The organism is Streptomyces sp. NPDC047028 (assembly GCF_040644095.1).
Taxonomy (GTDB): Bacteria; Actinomycetota; Actinomycetes; order Streptomycetales; family Streptomycetaceae; genus Streptomyces.
This window is the reverse complement of sequence record NZ_JBEYVS010000012.1, coordinates 108293-126641: the sequence shown is the minus strand read 5'-3', so window position 1 is coordinate 126641 and position 18349 is coordinate 108293. Positions and strand designations below refer to the sequence as shown.

The window sequence follows — 18349 nt, the reverse complement described above, 5'->3', positions numbered from 1 at the left end:
CGTCCTACCGCTCGCTCAGCCAGTGGCGGATGCCCGCCATGAGGTCGTCGGCGTCCACGGGCTTGGTGATGTAGTCGCTGGCGCCGGAGGCGAGGCTCTTGTCCCGGTCTCCGGGCATGGCCTTCGCGGTGACCGCGATGATCGGCAGGTCCGCGTAGCCGGGCATCCGGCGGATGTGGGCGGTCGCGGTGTAGCCGTCCATCTCGGGCATCATCACGTCCATCAGGATCAGATCGATCTCCGTGTGCGTGTCCAGGGTGTCGATGGCCTTGCGGCCGTCCTCGGCGTGCAAAACCCGGATGCCGTGCATCTCCAGGATCCCGCTGAGGGCGTAGAGGTTGCGGGCGTCGTCGTCGACGACCAGCACCGTACGGCCGTGCAGGGCGCCGTCGACCGTGTCCGGCGGCGGGTTGGTCTTCTCCGCGCGGACCAGCGGCACCACGTCGCCGGGCTGTTCGGCGGACAGGTGCAGGGCGATGCGCTCGCGCAGTTCGTCGAGGCTGGACAGCACCTCCAGCGGCCGGCCCGCCGACCGGGACTGGAGGGCGTGTTCCTGCTCCGCGGTGAGCCGGCGGCTGTTGTGGGCGAGGACGGGGACGTTGCGCAGGGCCGCGTCGCCGTCGCTGGCGTCGAGGAAGGCCCAGGCCTGGTTGTCGTCCATGTCGACGTCGAGGACCACGCAGTGGAACGGGCCGGCCGCGAGGGCCGCCGCCGCTTCGGTGGCGCCGATGACCGTGCTCACCTCGTGCTGGGGGCGGCCGGGGGTCTCCGGGGTGTCGTGGAGGTTGCCGAGCGCGCTCTCGGCGACCAGCGACAGCAGGCCGCGCTGCCGGTGTTCGATGACCAGCAGCCGGCGTGCCGTCCGGGTGGGCACCTCTGAAGCGGGGAGGGACGGCCGGCTCTCGGACAGCAGCTCGGAGGCCGCTGCCTGCGCGGCTCGGGGTGCGGTCGCCCCGCTCTGCGCGACCGGGAGGAGGTCGGCGGACGCGGCCGGCAGGTACAGGGTGAAGGTGCTGCCCTCCCCGGGCGCGCTGCGGGCGGTGATGGCACCGCCGAGGAGGTGGGCGATCTCCCGGCTGATGGACAGGCCGAGGCCGGTGCCGCCGTACTTGCGGCTGGTGGTGCCGTCCGCCTGCTGGAAGGCGCCGAAGATGGACTCCAGCTGGTGCGCGGCGATGCCGATGCCGGTGTCCTTGACCCGGAAGGCCACCACGGGGCCGTCCCGGTGCACGGTAGCGGGGATCTCGCTGTCCCGGGCGGGCTCGATGCACAGCTCGACGCTGCCGCGCTCGGTGAACTTGATCGCGTTGGAGATCAGGTTCCGCAGCACCTGCCGCAGCCGGGCGTCGTCGGTGAGCAGGTCGGTGGGGACGCCGGCGGCCGAGGTGATGGCGAAGTCGAGGCTCTTCTGGGTGGTCACCGGGCGGAAGGTCGCCTCGATGTAGTCCAGGAGGGGGCGCAGGGCGATCCGTTCCGGGTTGATGTCCATCTTCCCGGCCTCGACCTTCGACAGGTCGAGGATGTCGTTGATCAGCTGCAGCAGGTCGGAGCCCGCCGAGTGGATGATGCCCGCGTACTCCACCTGCTTGGGGGTGAGGTTGCGGGAGGGGTTCTGCGCGAGGAGCTGGGCCAGGATCAGCAGGCTGTTGAGCGGGGTGCGCAGTTCGTGGCTCATGTTGGCCAGGAACTCCGACTTGTACGTCGACGCCAGCGACAGCTGGTGGGCGCGGTCCTCCAGTTCCTGCCGGGCCTGCTCGATCTGGAGGTTCTTGCCCTCGATGTCGCGGTTCTGTTCGGCGAGGAGCTTGGCCTTGTCCTCGAGTTCCGCGTTGGAGCGCTGCAGTTCGTCCTGCTGGACCTGCAACTCGGCGGAGCGGGACTGGAGTTCCCCGGTCAGGCGCTGGGACTCCTCCAGCAGCTCGTCGGTGCGGGCGTTGGCGAGGATGGTGTTGACGTTGACGCCGAGGGTGTCCGTGAGCTGTTCGAGGAAGTCTCGGTGGATCGCGGTGAACGGGGTGAAGGAGGCCAGTTCGATGACGCCGAGGACCTGGTCCTCCACGAGCACGGGGAGCACGATCAGGGCGCCGGGAGTGGCCTTCCCCAGTCCGCTGGAGATGCCGATGTAGTCGCCGGGCACGCCTTCGGCCGTGATGACGCGGCGGCTGCGCGCGGCCTGTCCGACGAGTGACTCGCCGGGCTTGAACCGGTCGTGGCCGTCGATGCCGACGGGCCGGCCGTAGGAGCCGACGAGCCTGAGCTCGGTGCCGTCGGGCGTCTCCTCGGCGAGGTAGAAGGCGCCGTACTGCGCGGACACCAGGGGGGTGAGCTCGTCCATGACCAGTTCGGCGACCACGGCGAGATCACGGTGGCCCTGCATGAGGCCGGAGATGTGGGCGAGGCTGGTCTTCAGCCAGTCCTGTTCCTGGTTGGCCCGCGTGGTCTCCCGCAGGGAGCCCACCATGGCGTTGATGTTGTCCTTGAGTTCGGCGACCTCGCCGGACGCCTCCACGGTGATCGACCGGGTGAGGTCGCCCTCGGCGACGGCGCTGGCCACCTCGGCGATGGCCCGGACCTGGCGGGTGAGGTTCCCGGCGAGTTCGTTGACGTTCTCCGTCAGCCGCTTCCAGGTACCGGAGACTCCCTCGACCTCGGCCTGGCCGCCCAGCCGGCCCTCGCTGCCCACCTCGCGGGCGACCCGGGTTACCTCGGCGGCGAACGAGGACAGCTGGTCGACCATCGTGTTGATGGTCGTCTTCAGCTGGAGGATCTCGCCCTGCGCGTCGACGTCGATCTTCTTCGACAGGTCGCCGCCCGCCACGGCGGTCGTCACCTGTGCGATGTTGCGGACCTGGCCGGTGAGGTTGTTCGCCATCGAGTTGACGTTGTCGGTCAGGTCCTTCCAGGTGCCCGCGACGTTCGGCACCCGCGCCTGGCCGCCGAGCCGCCCCTCCGTGCCGACCTCGCGCGCCACCCTCGTGACCTCGTCGGCGAACGCGGACAGGGTGTCCACCATGGTGTTGATGACGTCGGCGAGCGCGGCGACCTCGCCCTCGGCCTCGATCGTGATCTTCTGCGACAGGTCGCCGCGGGCCACGGCGGTGGCCACCTGCGCGATGGAGCGGACCTGGCCGGTCAGGTTGGAGGCCATCACGTTGACGTTGTCGGTGAGGTCCTTCCAGGTGCCGGAGACCCCGCGCACCGTCGCCTGACCGCCGAGGTTGCCCTCGGTGCCGACCTCGCGGGCGACGCGGGTGACCTCGTCGGCGAACGCGGACAACTGGTCGACCATCGTGTTGATGGTGTCCTTCAGCTGAAGGATCTCCCCGCGCGCGTCCACATCGATCTTCTGCGACAGGTCACCCCGCGCCACGGCCGTGGCCACCTGCGCGATGGAGCGGACCTGGCCGGTCAGGTTGCCGGCCATGAAGTTCACGGAGTCCGTCAGGTCGCGCCAGGTCCCGGAGACTCCCTTGACGTCGGCCTGCCCGCCCAGCATGCCCTCGGTGCCGACCTCACGGGCGACGCGGGTGACCTCGTCGGCGAACGCGGACAACTGGTCGACCATCGTGTTGATGGTGTCCTTCAGCTGAAGGATCTCCCCGCGCGCGTCCACATCGATCTTCTGCGACAGGTCACCCCGCGCCACGGCCGTGGCCACCTGCGCGATGTCGCGGACCTGGGTGGTCAGGTTGCCGGCCATGGCGTTGACCGACTCGGTGAGGTCCGCCCACGTGCCGGACACGCCCGGCACCTTCGCCTGACCACCGAGGGTGCCCTCGGTGCCCACCTCACGGGCCACGCGCGTGACCTCCGAGGTGAACAGGGACAGCTGGTCGATCATGCCGTTGAACACGGTGGCGATCTCACCCATGAGACCGTCCGCCCCGTCCGGCAGCCGGGTGCCGAAGTCGCCGTCGCGCACCGCCGTCAGGCCGGCCAGCAACTGGCGCAACTCGGGCTCGCCCACCTTGCCGGCGGACCGCGTCGACCTCACGCTGGGCACCTGGCCCGACGCCTCGGTCATGACCAACCTCGTTCCGTCATCGATCGCCGGTCCAGCGGCGCTGAAGCCGGCCCAGTGGGCCGCCCCGCGCCGGTGATCTTCACCACCGACGAAGACTTTTTACACAGGGAAACTATTTACTACGGCACCCAGTATGTGCGTGGCAAGTCGCGTCCCGCCGGGCCCGGCTGCCCCTCACGGTGCCCATCCGGTCCGGCAGGGGTCGTGACCTGCGGCGATCCCAGAGGATGAGCCGATCACGAGGATCGGCACCCGGCGAGCGGGTGTCGATCCGGCCACGGCCGGAATGTGTCGCCTCTGCGGCACGTTCGCCGGGGAACGGATCTGGTTCTGGGTGGCGGCCGGAATTCCTTCAAGAATGCGCCCGCCCGGGCCCACAATCTCCTCGTACGCCATTCATGTGCGGCGGGGTGGTGCGGTCGAATGTGACCGGTACTCACGGCGGGACGCATAAGGGGATATCCGGGAAAGGCGAATACTCCTCCGGGTCGCGTCGCCGGTGTCCCGGCGGGAATCCCGTGCCGTCTTCCGTGACGGCCGTGTGGTTGACTGTCCATGCCATGGGTTCGCGAGGTAGTCCTCGCCGGGGCAGCCCGTCTCATGGGAAAGCGGCACCCCGTAGCGGGAAAGGCCGTCGGAACACACGACGGACCATGGGTGATCTTTTCCGTCCGCTCGGATCGCTTGTAGCAGATTCGGAGTGTCTGAGCATGGGTGACAAGACCCGCGGGTCGTACAGATCGCAGGAGACCATCCGTACGCTGTGCGCGGCTGTCGAAGGCCTGGAGTCCCTGTGGGAAAGGGAACGGCACAGCGCCTCCCTGCCCGTCTCCGTGTCGCAACTGCGCGTCCTCCACGCGCTGGAGCGCACGCCCGACGTCAGCCTGCGTGAGTTGGGCGAGGCGCTCGACTCCGCGCCGTCCGCCCTGAGCCGCCTGTGTGCCCGCCTGGAGGCGATGGGTCTGGTCCGGCGGACGCCCAGCGGCAAGAGCCGCAGGGAGATCGCGCTTCATCTGACCGGCGAGGCGAAAGCCTGTCTGCGGGAACTGCGCGCCGCACGGGAACAGGCCCTGGCCGCCGTGCTCGACGCGATGCCGCCCGGCGCGCGGGACGCGCTGGTCGAAGGGGCCGGTGGCCTGCTGTCCGCCCTGGACTCGGCCGCCGACCGCGCCGCAGACGAGTCGGTGTCCCGCTCGGCCTGAGGACGGCGGATACGTCAGCCGGCGCCGGGTCGGGCCGCATCGGGCCGTCCGGCCCAGTCCAGGCACATCACCACCGCGTCGTCCTCCAGGGGCGAGTGCCCGAGGTGCCCTGACAGCTCTGTGAGGACGGCCACCGGTACCTGGGCCGGCGGCAGCAGCCGGGTGGCCTTCATGGTGCGGGCCAGTTTCCGCTCCCCGTACGCCTCCCCGGCGGGCGTGGCGGCGGTGTAGACGCCGTCGCTGGCGATCAGCAGCCGGTCACCGGGCGCCACGTCCACCGTCTCGGTCTCGAAGGGCGTGTCCCCGAACATGCCGAGCGGCAGCTGCGGCTCCAGTTCGAGCCGCTCGACCTCGCCCGCCCGCATCCGCCACAGGCGGGGGGACCCGGCGTCCACGGCCTCCACCCGTCCGGTCGCCAGTGCGAACCGCAGCAGGAGTACGGCGGCGTGGGCGGTGCCCCGGTACTGCGCGAAGACGGCCTCGTCGGCGAGGGCCGCCTGATCGGCCAGTCCCAGCCCGGCCCGGCGGGCATTGCGTACGGCATTCACCACGAGACCGGTCAGCAGTGCGGCGTCCATTCCCCTTCCCATGCCGTTGATGACGGCCACGCTGAGGTGCTCCGGCGAAACGGACCAGTCGAAGCCGTCACCGAAGACCGCGTATGCCGGTTCGAGGTGTGCTCCGAGGGCGAATTCGTCCCTCGCGCACGAGCGACCCGGCAACAGCAGCCACTGCAATTCGGCGGCGAGTGTCAGGCGTTCGGCCCGGCGCTGCACTTCGTACTCGTCGGTCTCCCGTCCGGCCAGCACGATTTCCCGCCCGAGGGCGGTGGCAACAGCGTGGAGTTCGGCCTGTACCGCGGGAGAGTGGGAATGGCCGGGAACGGTCACGGACAGCACACCCAGCCGGTCGCCGCGGACCGTCACCGGAAGATGGACCTCCCGTTCCTCCGACCCGGACGACACGGTGTGCGGTTCCTGCGCGTCGAACGCCCGGCCCTGCGGTGTGCCGTCGACGGAGAGCGGCTCCAGCACCAGCGGGGGCCGCTGGACCGGCTGCAGCGAGCGCATCCCGTAGTCCGCCAGGCGGAGTTCCACCCTGTCGGCGTCATAGTGCTGACGCAGGCAGGTGGCCAGCACGTCCACGAGCCTGTCGGGAGCCGCGGCCTCCAGAGCACGTACTACGGCGATTCTGCGATCCATCGGGTTCCCTACCGCCGCTCGACAGCACTGCACCCCAGCATGCGGGCACGGGCCGGATCTTGCTCAGCCAGCCGCAGGATAGCCTGGGGGCCGCCTGATCATGGTGCGGGTGAGGGGTGGGCCGATGGGTGCGTCAATGCTCTACCAGGTGCTGGAACCGCTGCCGGACGGGGAAACGGCTCTGCGCTTCGCCCGTCAGCTGCTCGCCCGGTTCGGTGCCGGGGCGCCGGAGCTGCCGTCCCTGGCCTTCGAGGACATCGCGACACGGGAACAGTTCCAGCACGCCCGGCGGTACTTCACCGGCGGGGCGTTCTCCCGCTCGACCGGGGACCGGCGGGAGCCGCGCGTCGAGGAACTCTGGGAAACCCTGGACCGCCTGGGCTTTCGGGACAGGTCCGAGGGCTGGGTGGGCACAGAGCTGCAGAGCGAACTGGCCCCCCTGTGGCCCTTGCCCCCGGAGGTCTCGTTCCAGCTGACGAACGGCAGGACACCTCACACCTTTCCCGTCCGCGACCCCGACGAGTGCACCGAGAAGGAGATCGACGACGCGGTCGCGGCCTGCGGCCCGCTGTCGATCGACATCGGCTGGCTCTCGGCACTGCGCGGCCTGCCCAGCGCCAAACTCTGCGGCGTCCAACTCTGCCTCAACAGCAGATGGACCGTGCAGTGCAGTGAGCCCGATCCCGGCCGGCACGCCGTCTACCTGTCCATCGGCACACGAAACCCGGACGAGGCCGCACAGGACTGGCTCCGTGCCACGGGACTCCGCCTCGGGAAGGCGCAGTTGGGATGGTAGAGCGGCGGCCGAGCGGCGCGGAGCGACGGGACGTCGGCATCCAGCTCCCCGAAGGATCCTGGTGGGACTGGGACGTGGTCGCCTGGGACCCCGCCGAGTTCCGGTTGGCGGCCGGGCCCGACCTGTCCTATGCGCACGGCCTGGAGCTGGTCTTCGGCGACCCCGCGTTCGTCAGTTGCCCGGCGCGGTTCGCTGATCCGGTCTTTCGCCCGCCGACGGCCGAGGAACGGTTGCGCGTCACTCGTCGACTCGGTGAGGGGCCGCCCGTTCTCGTCGCCTTAGAGGCGGACGCGGGCGGTTCGGAGCCCGTTTCCTGTCTGATCGCCGCCGAACGGATCGACGTCGTCCACGAGACCGTTCCGCGGTACTGGCGCCCGGACGCGGCCGAGGGCCTGCGCTTCGCGCCACGGGTGCGGCCGCCGACGCCGTCCTGAGTGCCGGGATCAGCGGGCGTGGCCGTCGGCGGATGTCGCGCCACGTGGTGTGGTGCCGGGCGGACGCCTGGTCCGCGGGCCCGGAGTCAGGCCGGCGTCTCGTCCAGGACTGTGCCGAGGTGGGCGAGGACGTGGGGCCAGCCGTGGCCCATGCCGTCGTGGGCCTGGCGGCCCAGCGGGGAGTCCAGGTCGAAACCGGCGTGGGTGAGGAAGAGGCGGGTGCCCCTGCCCTCGGGGACCAGCCGCCAGGTGATCGTCGTGTCGAGGGTGCCCTCGGCGAAGCGGTAGCTCAGCAGCCGCTCGGGCTCGACCTCGGTCACCTCGCACGGCTGGCTGCCCCAGGCGCCCATGTCCAGCGTGAAGCGGTGGCCCACCAGCGGCTTGACGTCTCCCGCCGCCCACCAGCGGGCGTGCAGCGCGGGGTCGGTCAGCGCGGCCCAGACCGCCGACGGGGCGTGGGGCAGGAACTTCTCGCAGTTGATCTCGTTGCTCGCGGTCACGGCGTGTCTTCCTCGTCCAGGAGGTCGCCCAGCGCGGTCAGGCGCTGGTTCCAGTAGTGCTCGAACGGATGCAGCCACTCGCCGACCTCGGCCAGGCCGGCCGGGACCAGGTGGTAGAAGCGGTGCCGCCCGCGCGGCTCCTCGCGTACCAGACCGGCGGCGCGCAGCACGGCCAGGTGCTCGGACACCGCCGGCCTGCCGAGCTCGAACAGCGCGGCCAGCTCACCCGTGGACCGCGGCCCCTCCCGCAGGTGTTCGAGCAGCTTGCGTCGTACGGGGTTGGCCAGAACGCCGAACACGTCAGTGGGCATGGAGCGAGAATACGTCGGGATGTTCCGACGCGTCAATCTTTTCCGACCGGTCCTCTGCTCACTGTGCGCGTTCGGTCCTCGCGCTCGGTGCACGATCCACTGGTGTGTGCGAAGCACCGCCCGGTGTTATTCAATGAGGTGTGCGGTCCGGGTTTCGGGGCCCCGCCGCGCGGGTTCGGGTACGCCCCGGTGCTGTGCCGGGGTTGGCGAGCGAGCTGAGAGAGCCCATGGACTCCACCCCCTCCCCCTCGTCCTCGTCGCCGTTCGACATGGTCAGCAGCGCCCTGGGGCGCTACATCCCGCGGGTCGGAGCGGCGGGGGCCGTCGGCCCTGCCGGCGTGGAGGGCGGCCGCACCGGACGCGGACCCGTTCCCGAGGACCCGGCGGACGATCGTCAGGAGCAGATCCTCGGCGCGGTCAACGTGGACCGGGAGCTGCGGATCACCCACTGCAATCTGGACGCCCCCGTCTTCTCGGGGCTCGACGCCGTGCCCGGGAGCCCGTTCGTCGACCTTCTGCCCCCCGGGGACGTGCCGACGGTCACCCGGCGGCTGCGGCAGGTGCTGGAGACCGGTGAGGCACACGTGGCCCGGGTGCAGCGCCTGCGCCGCGCCGACGGGTCGGAGCTGGTGGTCTCGATGAGCATCCTGAGCGCCGTGGCCCCCCAGGGCGGCCTGACCGTCTCGGTGATCGCCATGGCCAGGCGGCTGCACCTGTACGCCGCCGAGACGGCGATCGGGACCTCACTGGACATCGGCGAGACGGCGCAGTCGCTGGCGGAGTCCCTGCTCGCCTGGGGGGACGTGGCCGCCGTGGACCTCGACTTCGCCGTGTGGACGGGTGAGGGCGTCACCGAGCAGGCGCAGGGACGCATCCGGCTGCGGCGGGCGGCGCTGGTGCCGGACCGCGCATGGCCCGAGGGGTACGTGACGCCGGGAGACGATCTTCCCGGCGACGCCAGCCGGCTGCTGTCCCAGGCGGTACGGCGGGACGACGCCCCGCAGGCCATCGTCATACCCGACCGGAAGGCGGTCGAGCGGGTGCTCGGCAGTCCGCGGCTGGTCCGTGCCCTGGTGCCCGGTGACCGGTCGGCGGGTGTGGCGTGTATTCCGCTGGTCCTGGACGGCGTACCGCCCGTCGTCCTGGGCGTGGCGGAGGTCTGGCGGCGGGCGGACTGGCCCTTCCACGACAGCGAGCTGTTCGACCTCCAGGAACTGGTGGCCAGGACCTCCCACCACGTCGACCTGGCGCGCCAGCACCAGCGGGAGCACACGCAGGTACTGGCGTTGCAGCGCCGACTGCTGCCGCGCACCGGCGGGGACACGATCCAGATCGCCAGCGTCTACCAGCCCGCCACCCCCGACAGCGCTGGCGTCGGCGGGGACTGGGTGAACAGCTTCCCCCTGCCGGACGGCCGTACCGCCCTGGTGGTCGGGGATGTCGTGGGGCACGGTCTGGGGGCCGCGGCGACCATGGGACAGCTGAGCATGGAGGCCCGTGCGCTGCTGTCCGCCGGGCTGGCGCCCGACGAGGTGCTGGAGCACCTGGACGAGACCGTGTCCCTGCTGGACGACGCGGAGTCCGGGCTCGCGGCCGGGTACAGCGCCCTCGGATCGACCTGCTGCATCGCCGTCTACGACCCGGTCAGCCATCGCGTGTCGCTGTCCAGCGCCGGCCACCTGCCGCCGGTGCTGGTGGAACCGGACGGGCGCGCCGGCCCGCTCGCGGTCCGGCCCCATCCCGGCCTGGGCGCCGAGTTCGCGCTGCGGGAGCCGTTCGGCGTGCACACGTTCGCCGCTCCCCCGGGCTCCCTGCTCGCCCTGTACACCGACGGCCTGGTGGAGGATCCCGCCGTGCCGATCGACGAGGGCATCGACAGGCTGGCGGACGCCGTGGCGGCGGTGCACCCCTGGGACACCCTGCAACAGGCCGCGCGGCGCGTCGTCGCCACGCTGGCCCCGGTGCGCCAGCGTGACGACGTCACCCTGCTGCTCGCGCGCACGATCGGCTACCGCAAGGGGGACACGGCGACGTGGCGGCTGCCCGCCCGCGACGACGCGGCGGACCGGGCACGCACCCTGGTCGCCGCGCTGCTGCGGCGCTGGCACACCCGCGACGACACCCGGGACAGCGTGCTGCTGCTGGTCAGCGAGTTGGTGACCAACGCGGTCCGCTTCGCCGAAGGGCCCATCACGGTACGGCTGATCAGGTCCGGCCACGGACTGCTGTGCGAGGTGGCCGACACGGGCAACGGCAGACCGCGTCTGGGCCGGGGCGGCCTGCTCGACGACCACGGCCGCGGTCTGCACGTGGTCCACCGGCTCACCACCCGCTGGGGAGTGCGGTGGACGGACACCGGAAAGGTGGTCTGGGCGGAAGTCGCGAGGTGACGGGGCTCCGAGCCGGGGGCGTCCGGAGACCGGCGCCGACGGCACGGGAGCGGTGCCGGTGCCGTCGCGCCGCCGTCGGGTGCGCCGGTGGCGGCACCGGCTCACGGACGGGCCGCCGCCCCCGCTTCCCCGGATGTCACGAACGCCTGCCGGCAGGCGTCACAGCCACTCCCCCTCCAGGGCGGTCGCGGTGAGGCCCGGGGCCGCCGCGTACAGGACGGCACGGCTGCCCGGCTTCTGCCCTGCGTCGTAGGCCCTGCGCATGATGTCGAAGACGGCGGCGCCGCCCCGGTTCCCGGTGGTGTAGCTGGCTCGGCTGTAGTCCAGGAGTCCGGCCGGCCAGTCCTCCGGCATGGTCTGCTCCATGTACTCCAGCACCTTGGTCCCGCCGGGGTGCGCGAGCAGCACGTCGGGGTGCCAGGAGCCGGGGTCCTCCTGGTAGCGGACGCGGAGCCACTCCCACATCGCGGTGACCGTCTGCTGTACGGCGCGCGGCCCGCGCCGGTCCATGACGAAGTGGGTGCCGTCCGCCCGCGTCTCCAGACGGTGCAGATCCTGGGTGCCGGGCAGGGTGTGGTTCCAGGAGGCGTCGAGCCGCAGCATGGACTCGGGTCGCGGGCGGCCGGTGACCACGGTGGCGACGGCGGTGTCCGCGAACAGCAGCCGGACGATCAGGGACTCCAGGGTGTCGTCCGCGGGCTGGTAGGTCGTGCTCAGCGCCTCCGCGATCACGACCAGGACCACGCGGTCCGGGTCGGCGGCCACGAGGTCCGCCGCCAGCGCGAGGGAGCGGGTGCCGGCGATGCAGGCCCACTGCGTGGCCGGCAGCAACAGCACGTCGTCACGCAGCGGGAGCCTGTTGGCCAGGGCGACGTCCAGCCCCGGCAGGGCCGGCGTGGTGGAGTTGCTGGTGATGACGCAGTCGACGTCCGACGCGTCCAGTCCGGCGATCTGCAGGGCGCCGCGCGCCGCGCGCTCCCCGTAGGACTGCACGGCCTCCCACGCGGGCGCGGTGCGTTCCTGGACGGTCTGCGGCGCGGGCACCGCCTCCAGGGCGGCGATCGCGCGGTCCACGTCCTCGCCGGCGAAGCCGTCACGGACCAGCGCCTCCCGGGCCGCCCCCAGGTCCCCGGCCGGCAGGCCCTTGCCGGGCGCGACGGCGGTCTCCAGCGGCAGCATCCAGCCGCGGGTCTCGATGCCCGTACTGGCCGCTATGCCGTCGATCCGCGGCGCCCACGCCGCTTCCGGGTGCCGGCCGCGCACCTCCGCCACGATCTGGCTGGTCTCCACGGCGTGCTCGCCGTGTATCACGGCAGGAGGGCAGAGGTAAGCGGCCATCAGGGGGCACCTTTCTGAGGGGTACGCGGGGGAACGCCACGAGTGCTGTGTCATGGGTCACTTCGGCACGGGACGCCCAAGTTGATGCCGATGCGCTCCACTTCGGGCGCCAGCATCCGTATCGAGCATGGACGCTAAAAGGACATTTCCGCTGTGATCCAGGCAACTCGGGCGCATGTTGGCGTGGTGACACGGCACACACCGCCGAGGGGGCCGCGGTGCGGCGGAGTGTCGTACGCCACTACTGACGTGGGGTCAGCCAGAGGGCCGTCGTCGGCGCCGGTCGATTTCGCCGGACCCGGCATCAGCGGCGGGTTACTGTACGAGCACGCCGCGTTGCCCACGGCCCCGCCGAGGAGGAATCCTGTGCCATCGCCCTGCGACCCCCAGCACGCGCCCGCCGGCGATGTGGGCGCGGCCCTCATGATGATCGACTCCCGGCTCAAGGCCGTCTACGACGACAACCTCGGTTCCGACGCCGAACAGCGGGCGCTGACAGCGCAGTTCGCCGCGTCCTTGGGTCCGAGCGGGCTCGATGACCTGGTGGACGGCGCCTGCACGCTCATCTACATGTTCATGCGGTGGCTGGAGATGGCCTACGAGGACCACGACAAGGACGTCATCGAGTGCGTGGTGCCCAGCCTCGTGGCCACGCTGCGCATGATGCCGAAAAGCGTCCGCCCCGAGGCCATCCCCACCATGGCCGGTCTGGTCGTCGCCGCGGGGACGGGCCTGAGTCCCAGCCTGTGGCGCAAGCAGCTGGGGAGCTGGACCAAGGATGAGATGAACCCCCTGGAGGCCACCGCCTTCCTGCTCGCGGAGCACATCAACCGGCTCACCGACGACCGGGACTTCGCCACCCGCATGATCATCGAAGCGCTGTCGGGTGCGGAGGAGGAGTGACGCTTCGGCGTCGCGACTACCGACCCGCCACCGCAGGCCGCATGGCGGGTAGGCCCTCGAAGTGCCGTTACGGCGCTCGCCGTTCGGCTCCCCGGTGCGCCGGCCGCCACCTCGACGAGATGATCCGCACGGCCCACTGGCCGGCCTGCGGTCACGGAGGGACCCGATGATGCCCGCGGTCCGGGATGCCGACCGCACCGGCACCCATGGCACCGTCCGCTTCAGCGACGGCCGGTGGACCCTGATCATCGGGGTGCAGCTCGGGGTCCGCGGGGGCGGTCACGTCTCGACGGGACGGCCTTCTTCCGGCACCTCGCCACGAACGGGACGTGCTCTTCGCCGGCCCGGAGGCGACGTGCAGGACCGTGCTTCGGATGTCACGGTGAGGGAACTCGGGGCGGCATGATGCGGACTCTTGTACGGGGAAGCGCGGCGGGTGCCGCGGGAACGACCGTGCTGAACGCGGTGACCTACGCCGACATGGCGTGGCGGGGACGGCCCTCCAGCCAGGCTCCCGCCCAGGTCGTGGACCAGATCGCCCAGGAAGCAGGGCATCCGGTGCCCGGTTCGGGCGGCATCCGCGACAACCGGCTCTCCGGTCTGGGCGCTCTGTCCGGCATCGCCGTCGGCTGCGGAACCGGGGCGGCCGTGTCACTGCTGCGGCGCGTCGGCATCCGTATGCCCTGGTGGCTGGGCGGGGCGGTCACCGCCGCGCTGGCCATGGCCGCCACCGACCTGCCGATGGCGCGGCTGGGTGTGAGTGACCCGACGAGCTGGTCGGCCAAGGACTGGGCCTCCGACGCGGTGCCCCACCTGCTGTACGGGCTGGTGACGTACGGCATCGTGACCGCCTCGGACCGTCGGCCCTGAGGCCCGCCGCGCGGGAACGGCCGCGCTCCGGCAGCCGGTACCGGTCGGCCTCTCTACGTCGGCGGCGACGTCCGGCTGATGCCCGGCGCCCGGCGGTGCCGCCCCGGTCGCCCGGCCCCTGCTCACCGCATACGCTGCGAAGTGTGCAGCTCCCCATTTGCGATGCAAGGACGGATCATGAGTGACAGCGGAGAGTTTCGCGAACGACTCCAGCACATGCGTGAGAAGGCCCAGGAACTGATGGCGGCCGCGCAGGACACGAACGATCCCGCGAAGCGGCAGCAGCTTCAGGAGAAGGCCCGCCGGCTGCAGAGCCAGAGTGAGCAGGAGAGCGCGATGCGGAGCGGAGACATCTATCCCTCGGAATGAGGCAGCGATGTCTTCCCTCGCTGGTCGGCGTCTGTGCGCGTGTAGGTGAGGAAGGCGGCGCCGCCGGGCAGCACGGTGTGGTCGGGTGAACGCGCGCGGATCGGCGCCTGTCCTCCCCGCGAACAAGGGGATGCCCGCGCCGATGACGACCGGGTTGACCTTGAGGACGAGTTCGTCGATCTCCGGGTAGAGGGCGCCGGCCAGCTCGGCCCCGCCGACCAGCCAGATCCCCTTGCCCTCCTGGGCCTTGAGCCTCCGGACCGTCGCCGACGGATCCTCGGCGACGACCTCGACGGCAGCGTCCGGGCTCTGCGTGAGCGTGCGGGAGAAGACGTAGTGCCGCAGGTGCGGATAGGCGTCGGTGATGCCGGCGTCCAGTCCGAGCTGGTACGAGCGGCGGCCCTCCACGACGGTGTCGAAGCGGGTACCGGGCGCGGTCACGCCCAGCGCGGCGCGGGCGGGGGCCGGCAGCGCCTCCGGATAGTGCGCGATCATGTGCTCCAGGTAGTCGGGGGTGACGGTGAGGAATCCGCCGGGACCGCTGGGGTCACCCCCGTCGGGGCCCGCTATGAAACCGTCGAGCGTGGTGGCGACGTAGTAGGTCAAGGTGCGCACGGCGATCGTCCTCCGCTGGTCCGTCGTCTGCTGAGCGCCGTACGGGCGCAGCCCTCGAACAGGCTTGCCCGGTACGGGCGTTCAGGCGTCCCGGAGAACCATACGGTCCCGCTGGTCAGTCGGTTGTTGATCAGCTTGCCCGGGTGGGACGGCGGGGTCAGACCAGGTCGCGCATGCGTCGGACCGGGCCGGCGAGGAGGATCGCCGGGCTGATCGTGGAGAGCGCGGCCATGAGGGCGAGGGAGGCGCGGGTCCCCCACAGGGCGGCGGCGCCTCCCGCGGCCAGCGCACCGAAGGGGATCGCGCCCCAGGAGATGAAGCGGACCGTGGCCATGACGCGCGGCAGGAGTTCCGGGGGCGTGGCCGTCTGCCGGTAGGTGCGGGCCACGATGCTCGTCACCACCACCGCCCCGCAGAAGCCGCCGTTGCCGACGGCGAACAGCGCGAGTGCCGCGGAGTGGCCGGCGAGGGGGATCAGCGCGGCGAAGCACGGGGCGGCGAGCGCGGCCCGGCGCAGCGCGCGCCCGCTGCCCAGGCGCGCGACGATCCGGGGCGTGAGCGCCGCGCCGACGAGGGTGCCGAGGCCCTCGGTCGCGAGCAGTACGCCGACCAGGGCGGGCGGTGCGTCGAGTGTGCGGACCAGGAAGACGGGAATGAGCGCCATCAGGCCGCCACAGACGAAGTTGACGGCGGTCGCGTCGGCCGTGCAGGGGCCGATGACGGGGTGGCGGACGACGTACCGCCAGCCTTCGCGGATCATTTCGCCCACGCCGCGCCGCGGGCCCTCCTGGGCGGGGTGCGGGACCCGCGGCAGGCTCCCCATGAGCGCGGCCGAGACGACGTAGCTCACCGCGTCGACCGCGATCGAGGCCGCCGCGCCGAGCAGCTGCACGAGGACCCCGCCGAGGGACGGGCCACCGAGCTGGGTCGCGGCCCGCGTGCCGGAGGTGAGGCTGTTGCGGGCCGTGAGTTCCTCCTTGCTGACGATGGACGGCAGGAACGTCGAGTTGCCGACGTCGAAGACGACGGACGCCAGCCCGACCACCAGGGCCACGACGACCAGCTGCCCCAGGCTCAGCACGCCGAGCGCGGCAGCGGCCGGCACCGAGGCCACCGCCACGGCCCGGACCACGTCCATCGCCACCTGCGTGCCGCGCAGCGGCAGACGGTGGACGAGGACACCCGCCGGGAGGCCGATCAGGAGCCAGGAGGCGAAGCCCGCGGCCGTGATCAGGCTGACCTCGAACGCAGACGCGTGCAGGACCAGGACCGCGAGCAGCGGAAGGGCCACCGCCGTGACCGCGTCGCCGATCCCGCTCGCGGTGGAGGCACCCCAGTAGCGCCAGAACGCCGCCAGGCGCGTCGCGGTGTCCGGCCGCCCCTCCCGCGCTTCCCGCCCGTGCACCGTCGTCGTCATGACCGCCCCCTGCGACCTCGAGTAAGTCTCTTTAGGGAACTCACTATACTCATGGATCATGCGATACACAGAGCTCGGCGACCCGGACTGCGCGATCGCGCAGGCCCTGACGGTGGTCGGTGATCCGTGGACGCTGCTGCTCATCCGCGACGTGGCGGGCGGGGCGCACCAGTTCGACGTGCTCCGCGAGGGACTCGGCATCAGCCGGAAGGTCCTGACGGAGCGTCTGAAGTCACTGGTCACGGACGGGGTGCTGGAGAAGCGGCTCTACAGCCCGCACCCTCCCCGCTACGAGTACCACCTGACGCCCGCCGGACGCGGCCTGCTCCCGGTCCTCGTCGCCCTCCAGGACTGGGGCGGACGCCATGTGATGGGCGACGGCGCCCTGTCGGCCACCAGCGCGGCCGACTCCGCGGAGACCCGCCGGGTGCACGCCCTGGTGGGACGACGGCTCCCCGAACTGGAACTCGCCGGCCCCCGGGGCGAGCCGGTCGACCCGGTCTCCACGGAGCACGCCTGGACGGTCCTGTACTGCTTCCCGGGGGCCTACGCACCCGGCGGGCACGACTACCCGCCGGGCTGGGGGCTGATCCCGGGCGCCCGCGGCTGCACGCTGGAGTCGTGTACGTACCGCGACCGGATGGCCGAGTTCGCCGAGCGCGACGCGCGGGTGCACGGCGTCAGCACGCAGCGCCCCGACCAGCTCGCCGCCTTCGCGGAGCACGAGCGGATCGCGTTCCCCCTGCTGTCCGACGCCGACCTGCGGCTGGCGGCGGCACTGCGGCTCCCCACGTTCCGCGCGGCGGGAGTGGACCGGCTCAAGCGGCTCACCCTCGTCCTCGACTCCTCCCGGACGGTGCGCGGCGTGCTGTACCCGCTCGACGACCCGGCGGGCTCCGTGGAGGAGGCTCTGGCACTGGTCGACTCGCTGGCCGGGGCCTGAGGGCTCCGGCGGGGCGGGGAGTCTCGGGCGGGGCGGCGTTGCGGGGGCCGGGGCGCGCCACAACCCCTGGTTGTGGCCGTAGGGTGTCGGCGTGGACCTCGACACCGTGCGGACCTTCGTCGCCGCCGCCGACGCGGGGCGGTTCCAGGACGCGGCCGCCGAGCTGGCGGTGACCCAGCAGGCCGTCTCCAAGCGCATCGCCGCGCTGGAACGCCGGCTGGGTGTCCGGCTGTTCACCCGTACCTCGCGCGGAGCCGAGCTCACCATCGACGGGCAGGCGTTCCTGCCGCACGCCCGCGAGTTGCTGCGTGTCGCCGAGCGCGCGGTCGCGTCCGTGCGCACCGGCCGCCGTCCGCTGCGCGTCGACGTGATCGCCTCACGCGGAGCCGCGTCGGGCCTGATGCGCGGCTTCCACCGGGCCCATCCAGAGATCGACCTCGACGTGCTGATGCTGTTCGACATCGATACGGCCGTCGCCGCCATCCGGTCCGGGTCGATCGACGCGTCCTTCCGCGCCGTCGGCGTGCCCGACCGGCCCCTTCCCGACGACATCGAGTCCGTCCGGGTCCTCGATGAGCCGCTCCAGCTCCTCACCGGGCCCGGCCACGCGCTGGCGGCCGCCAAGTCGGTGACGCTCCCCCAGCTCGTCGGGCACCGGATCTGGATGCCCGGCATCGTGCCCGGCACCGAGTGGGCCGCCTACTACGACGACCTCGTCGCCGAGTTCGGCCTCACCATCGAGGCGACCGGCCCCAACTTCGGCTCCGACGCGCTGCTCGACACGATCGCCGACACCCCGGCCCTGGCCACCTTCATGGGCGGGGACACGCGCCTCGTCTGGCCCGCCGGTCACGGACTGCGCCGTATCCCGGTGACCGGCCCCGAGCCGGTCTACCCGCACTCGCTCCTCTGGCACCGCGACAACCCCCACCCGGCGCTGACCACCCTCCGCGCCCACCTGGCCGCCACGACGGCCGCCCCCGGCGCCGCCGGGACCTGGACGCCGGGCTGGGTGACTCCCGGCTGAACCGAGCT

15 protein-coding genes and 1 pseudogene are annotated in these 18349 nt (G+C 71.9%); 9 read left to right on the top strand and 7 right to left on the bottom strand.

All coding sequences use genetic code 11. From position 1 onward, the window contains the following. Positions 1–4 precede the first annotated feature (4 nt). Positions 5–4024, bottom strand: coding sequence for a HAMP domain-containing protein (locus ABZ854_RS13750; protein WP_361209055.1), 4020 nt, complete (start codon positions 4022–4024; stop codon positions 5–7). A 710-nt stretch (positions 4025–4734) separates the two neighbouring features. On the opposite strand from ABZ854_RS13750, the gene ABZ854_RS13745 reads away from it, so the two are divergent. After that, on the top strand, positions 4735–5226 hold the full coding sequence (locus ABZ854_RS13745; protein WP_361209052.1) for a MarR family transcriptional regulator: 492 nt from the start codon (positions 4735–4737) through the stop codon (positions 5224–5226). A gap of 14 nt (positions 5227–5240) precedes the next feature. Here the strand turns inward: ABZ854_RS13745 and ABZ854_RS13740 are convergent, their stop codons facing one another. Then, the gene (locus ABZ854_RS13740; RefSeq protein ID WP_361209049.1) at positions 5241–6428 is read right to left on the bottom strand and encodes a PP2C family protein-serine/threonine phosphatase; all 1188 of its coding nucleotides are present in this window, start codon (positions 6426–6428) and stop codon (positions 5241–5243) included. A gap of 124 nt (positions 6429–6552) precedes the next feature. Here ABZ854_RS13740 and ABZ854_RS13735 point away from each other — a divergent pair, with 124 nt between their 5' ends. Together ABZ854_RS13735 and ABZ854_RS13730 are read left to right on the top strand one after the other, a co-directional pair. After that, positions 6553–7224: a hypothetical protein gene (locus ABZ854_RS13735; protein ID WP_361209047.1), complete on the top strand. Its 672-nt coding sequence runs from the start codon at positions 6553–6555 to the stop codon at positions 7222–7224. Further along, positions 7218–7658, top strand: a complete 441-nt coding sequence (locus ABZ854_RS13730) for a hypothetical protein (RefSeq protein ID WP_361209044.1) — start codon at positions 7218–7220, stop codon at positions 7656–7658. The genes ABZ854_RS13735 and ABZ854_RS13730 overlap by 7 nt, the downstream gene beginning before the upstream one ends. An 86-nt stretch (positions 7659–7744) precedes the next feature. Here ABZ854_RS13730 and ABZ854_RS13725 read toward each other — a convergent pair whose 3' ends face one another. Together ABZ854_RS13725 and ABZ854_RS13720 are read right to left on the bottom strand one after the other, a co-directional pair. Next, positions 7745–8158 (bottom strand): SRPBCC domain-containing protein, encoded by a 414-nt coding sequence (locus ABZ854_RS13725; RefSeq protein WP_361209041.1) that lies wholly within the window; start codon positions 8156–8158, stop codon positions 7745–7747. After that, a complete protein-coding gene (locus ABZ854_RS13720) occupies positions 8155–8469 on the bottom strand; it encodes a metalloregulator ArsR/SmtB family transcription factor (RefSeq protein WP_361209038.1) in 315 nt (104 codons plus the stop codon). Before ABZ854_RS13720 ends, ABZ854_RS13725 begins: the two co-directional genes overlap by 4 nt. Positions 8470–8696: 227 nt before the next feature. Between ABZ854_RS13720 and ABZ854_RS13715 the strand changes: the two genes are divergently transcribed. Further along, the gene (locus ABZ854_RS13715; protein ID WP_361209035.1) at positions 8697–10859 is read left to right on the top strand and encodes a SpoIIE family protein phosphatase; all 2163 of its coding nucleotides are present in this window, start codon (positions 8697–8699) and stop codon (positions 10857–10859) included. Between the two features lie 159 nt (positions 10860–11018). Here ABZ854_RS13715 and ABZ854_RS13710 read toward each other — a convergent pair whose 3' ends face one another. Further along, positions 11019–12197 (bottom strand): type III polyketide synthase, encoded by a 1179-nt coding sequence (locus ABZ854_RS13710; protein WP_361209032.1) that lies wholly within the window; start codon positions 12195–12197, stop codon positions 11019–11021. Between the two features lie 366 nt (positions 12198–12563). Here ABZ854_RS13710 and ABZ854_RS13705 point away from each other — a divergent pair, with 366 nt between their 5' ends. From ABZ854_RS13705 to ABZ854_RS13695, 3 genes are all read left to right on the top strand, one after another. Then, positions 12564–13100 carry a hypothetical protein gene (locus ABZ854_RS13705; RefSeq protein WP_361209029.1) on the top strand — a complete coding sequence of 179 codons (537 nt, stop codon included), beginning with the start codon at positions 12564–12566 and terminating at the stop codon, positions 13098–13100. A gap of 402 nt (positions 13101–13502) precedes the next feature. Beyond that, complete coding sequence (locus ABZ854_RS13700; RefSeq protein ID WP_361209026.1) at positions 13503–13970, top strand: hypothetical protein; 468 nt, start codon at positions 13503–13505, stop codon at positions 13968–13970. Between the two features lie 177 nt (positions 13971–14147). After that, on the top strand, positions 14148–14339 hold the full coding sequence (locus ABZ854_RS13695; protein ID WP_361209023.1) for a DUF6381 family protein: 192 nt from the start codon (positions 14148–14150) through the stop codon (positions 14337–14339). On the opposite strand, the pseudogene ABZ854_RS13690 reads toward ABZ854_RS13695, so the two are convergent. Beyond that, a pseudogene (locus ABZ854_RS13690) lies at positions 14324–14954 on the bottom strand (dihydrofolate reductase family protein). The gene ABZ854_RS13695 and the pseudogene ABZ854_RS13690 overlap by 16 nt on opposite strands. A 157-nt stretch (positions 14955–15111) precedes the next feature. Beyond that, complete coding sequence (locus tag ABZ854_RS13685) at positions 15112–16371, bottom strand: MFS transporter (RefSeq protein WP_361209021.1); 1260 nt, start codon at positions 16369–16371, stop codon at positions 15112–15114. A 58-nt stretch (positions 16372–16429) separates the two neighbouring features. Here ABZ854_RS13685 and ABZ854_RS13680 point away from each other — a divergent pair, with 58 nt between their 5' ends. Both ABZ854_RS13680 and ABZ854_RS13675 read left to right on the top strand, forming a co-directional pair. Continuing rightward, positions 16430–17314 (top strand): winged helix-turn-helix transcriptional regulator, encoded by an 885-nt coding sequence (locus ABZ854_RS13680; protein WP_361209018.1) that lies wholly within the window; start codon positions 16430–16432, stop codon positions 17312–17314. 91 nt (positions 17315–17405) lie between these two features. Beyond that, positions 17406–18341, top strand: coding sequence for a LysR family transcriptional regulator (locus ABZ854_RS13675; protein ID WP_361209015.1), 936 nt, complete (start codon positions 17406–17408; stop codon positions 18339–18341). Positions 18342–18349 lie beyond the last annotated feature (8 nt).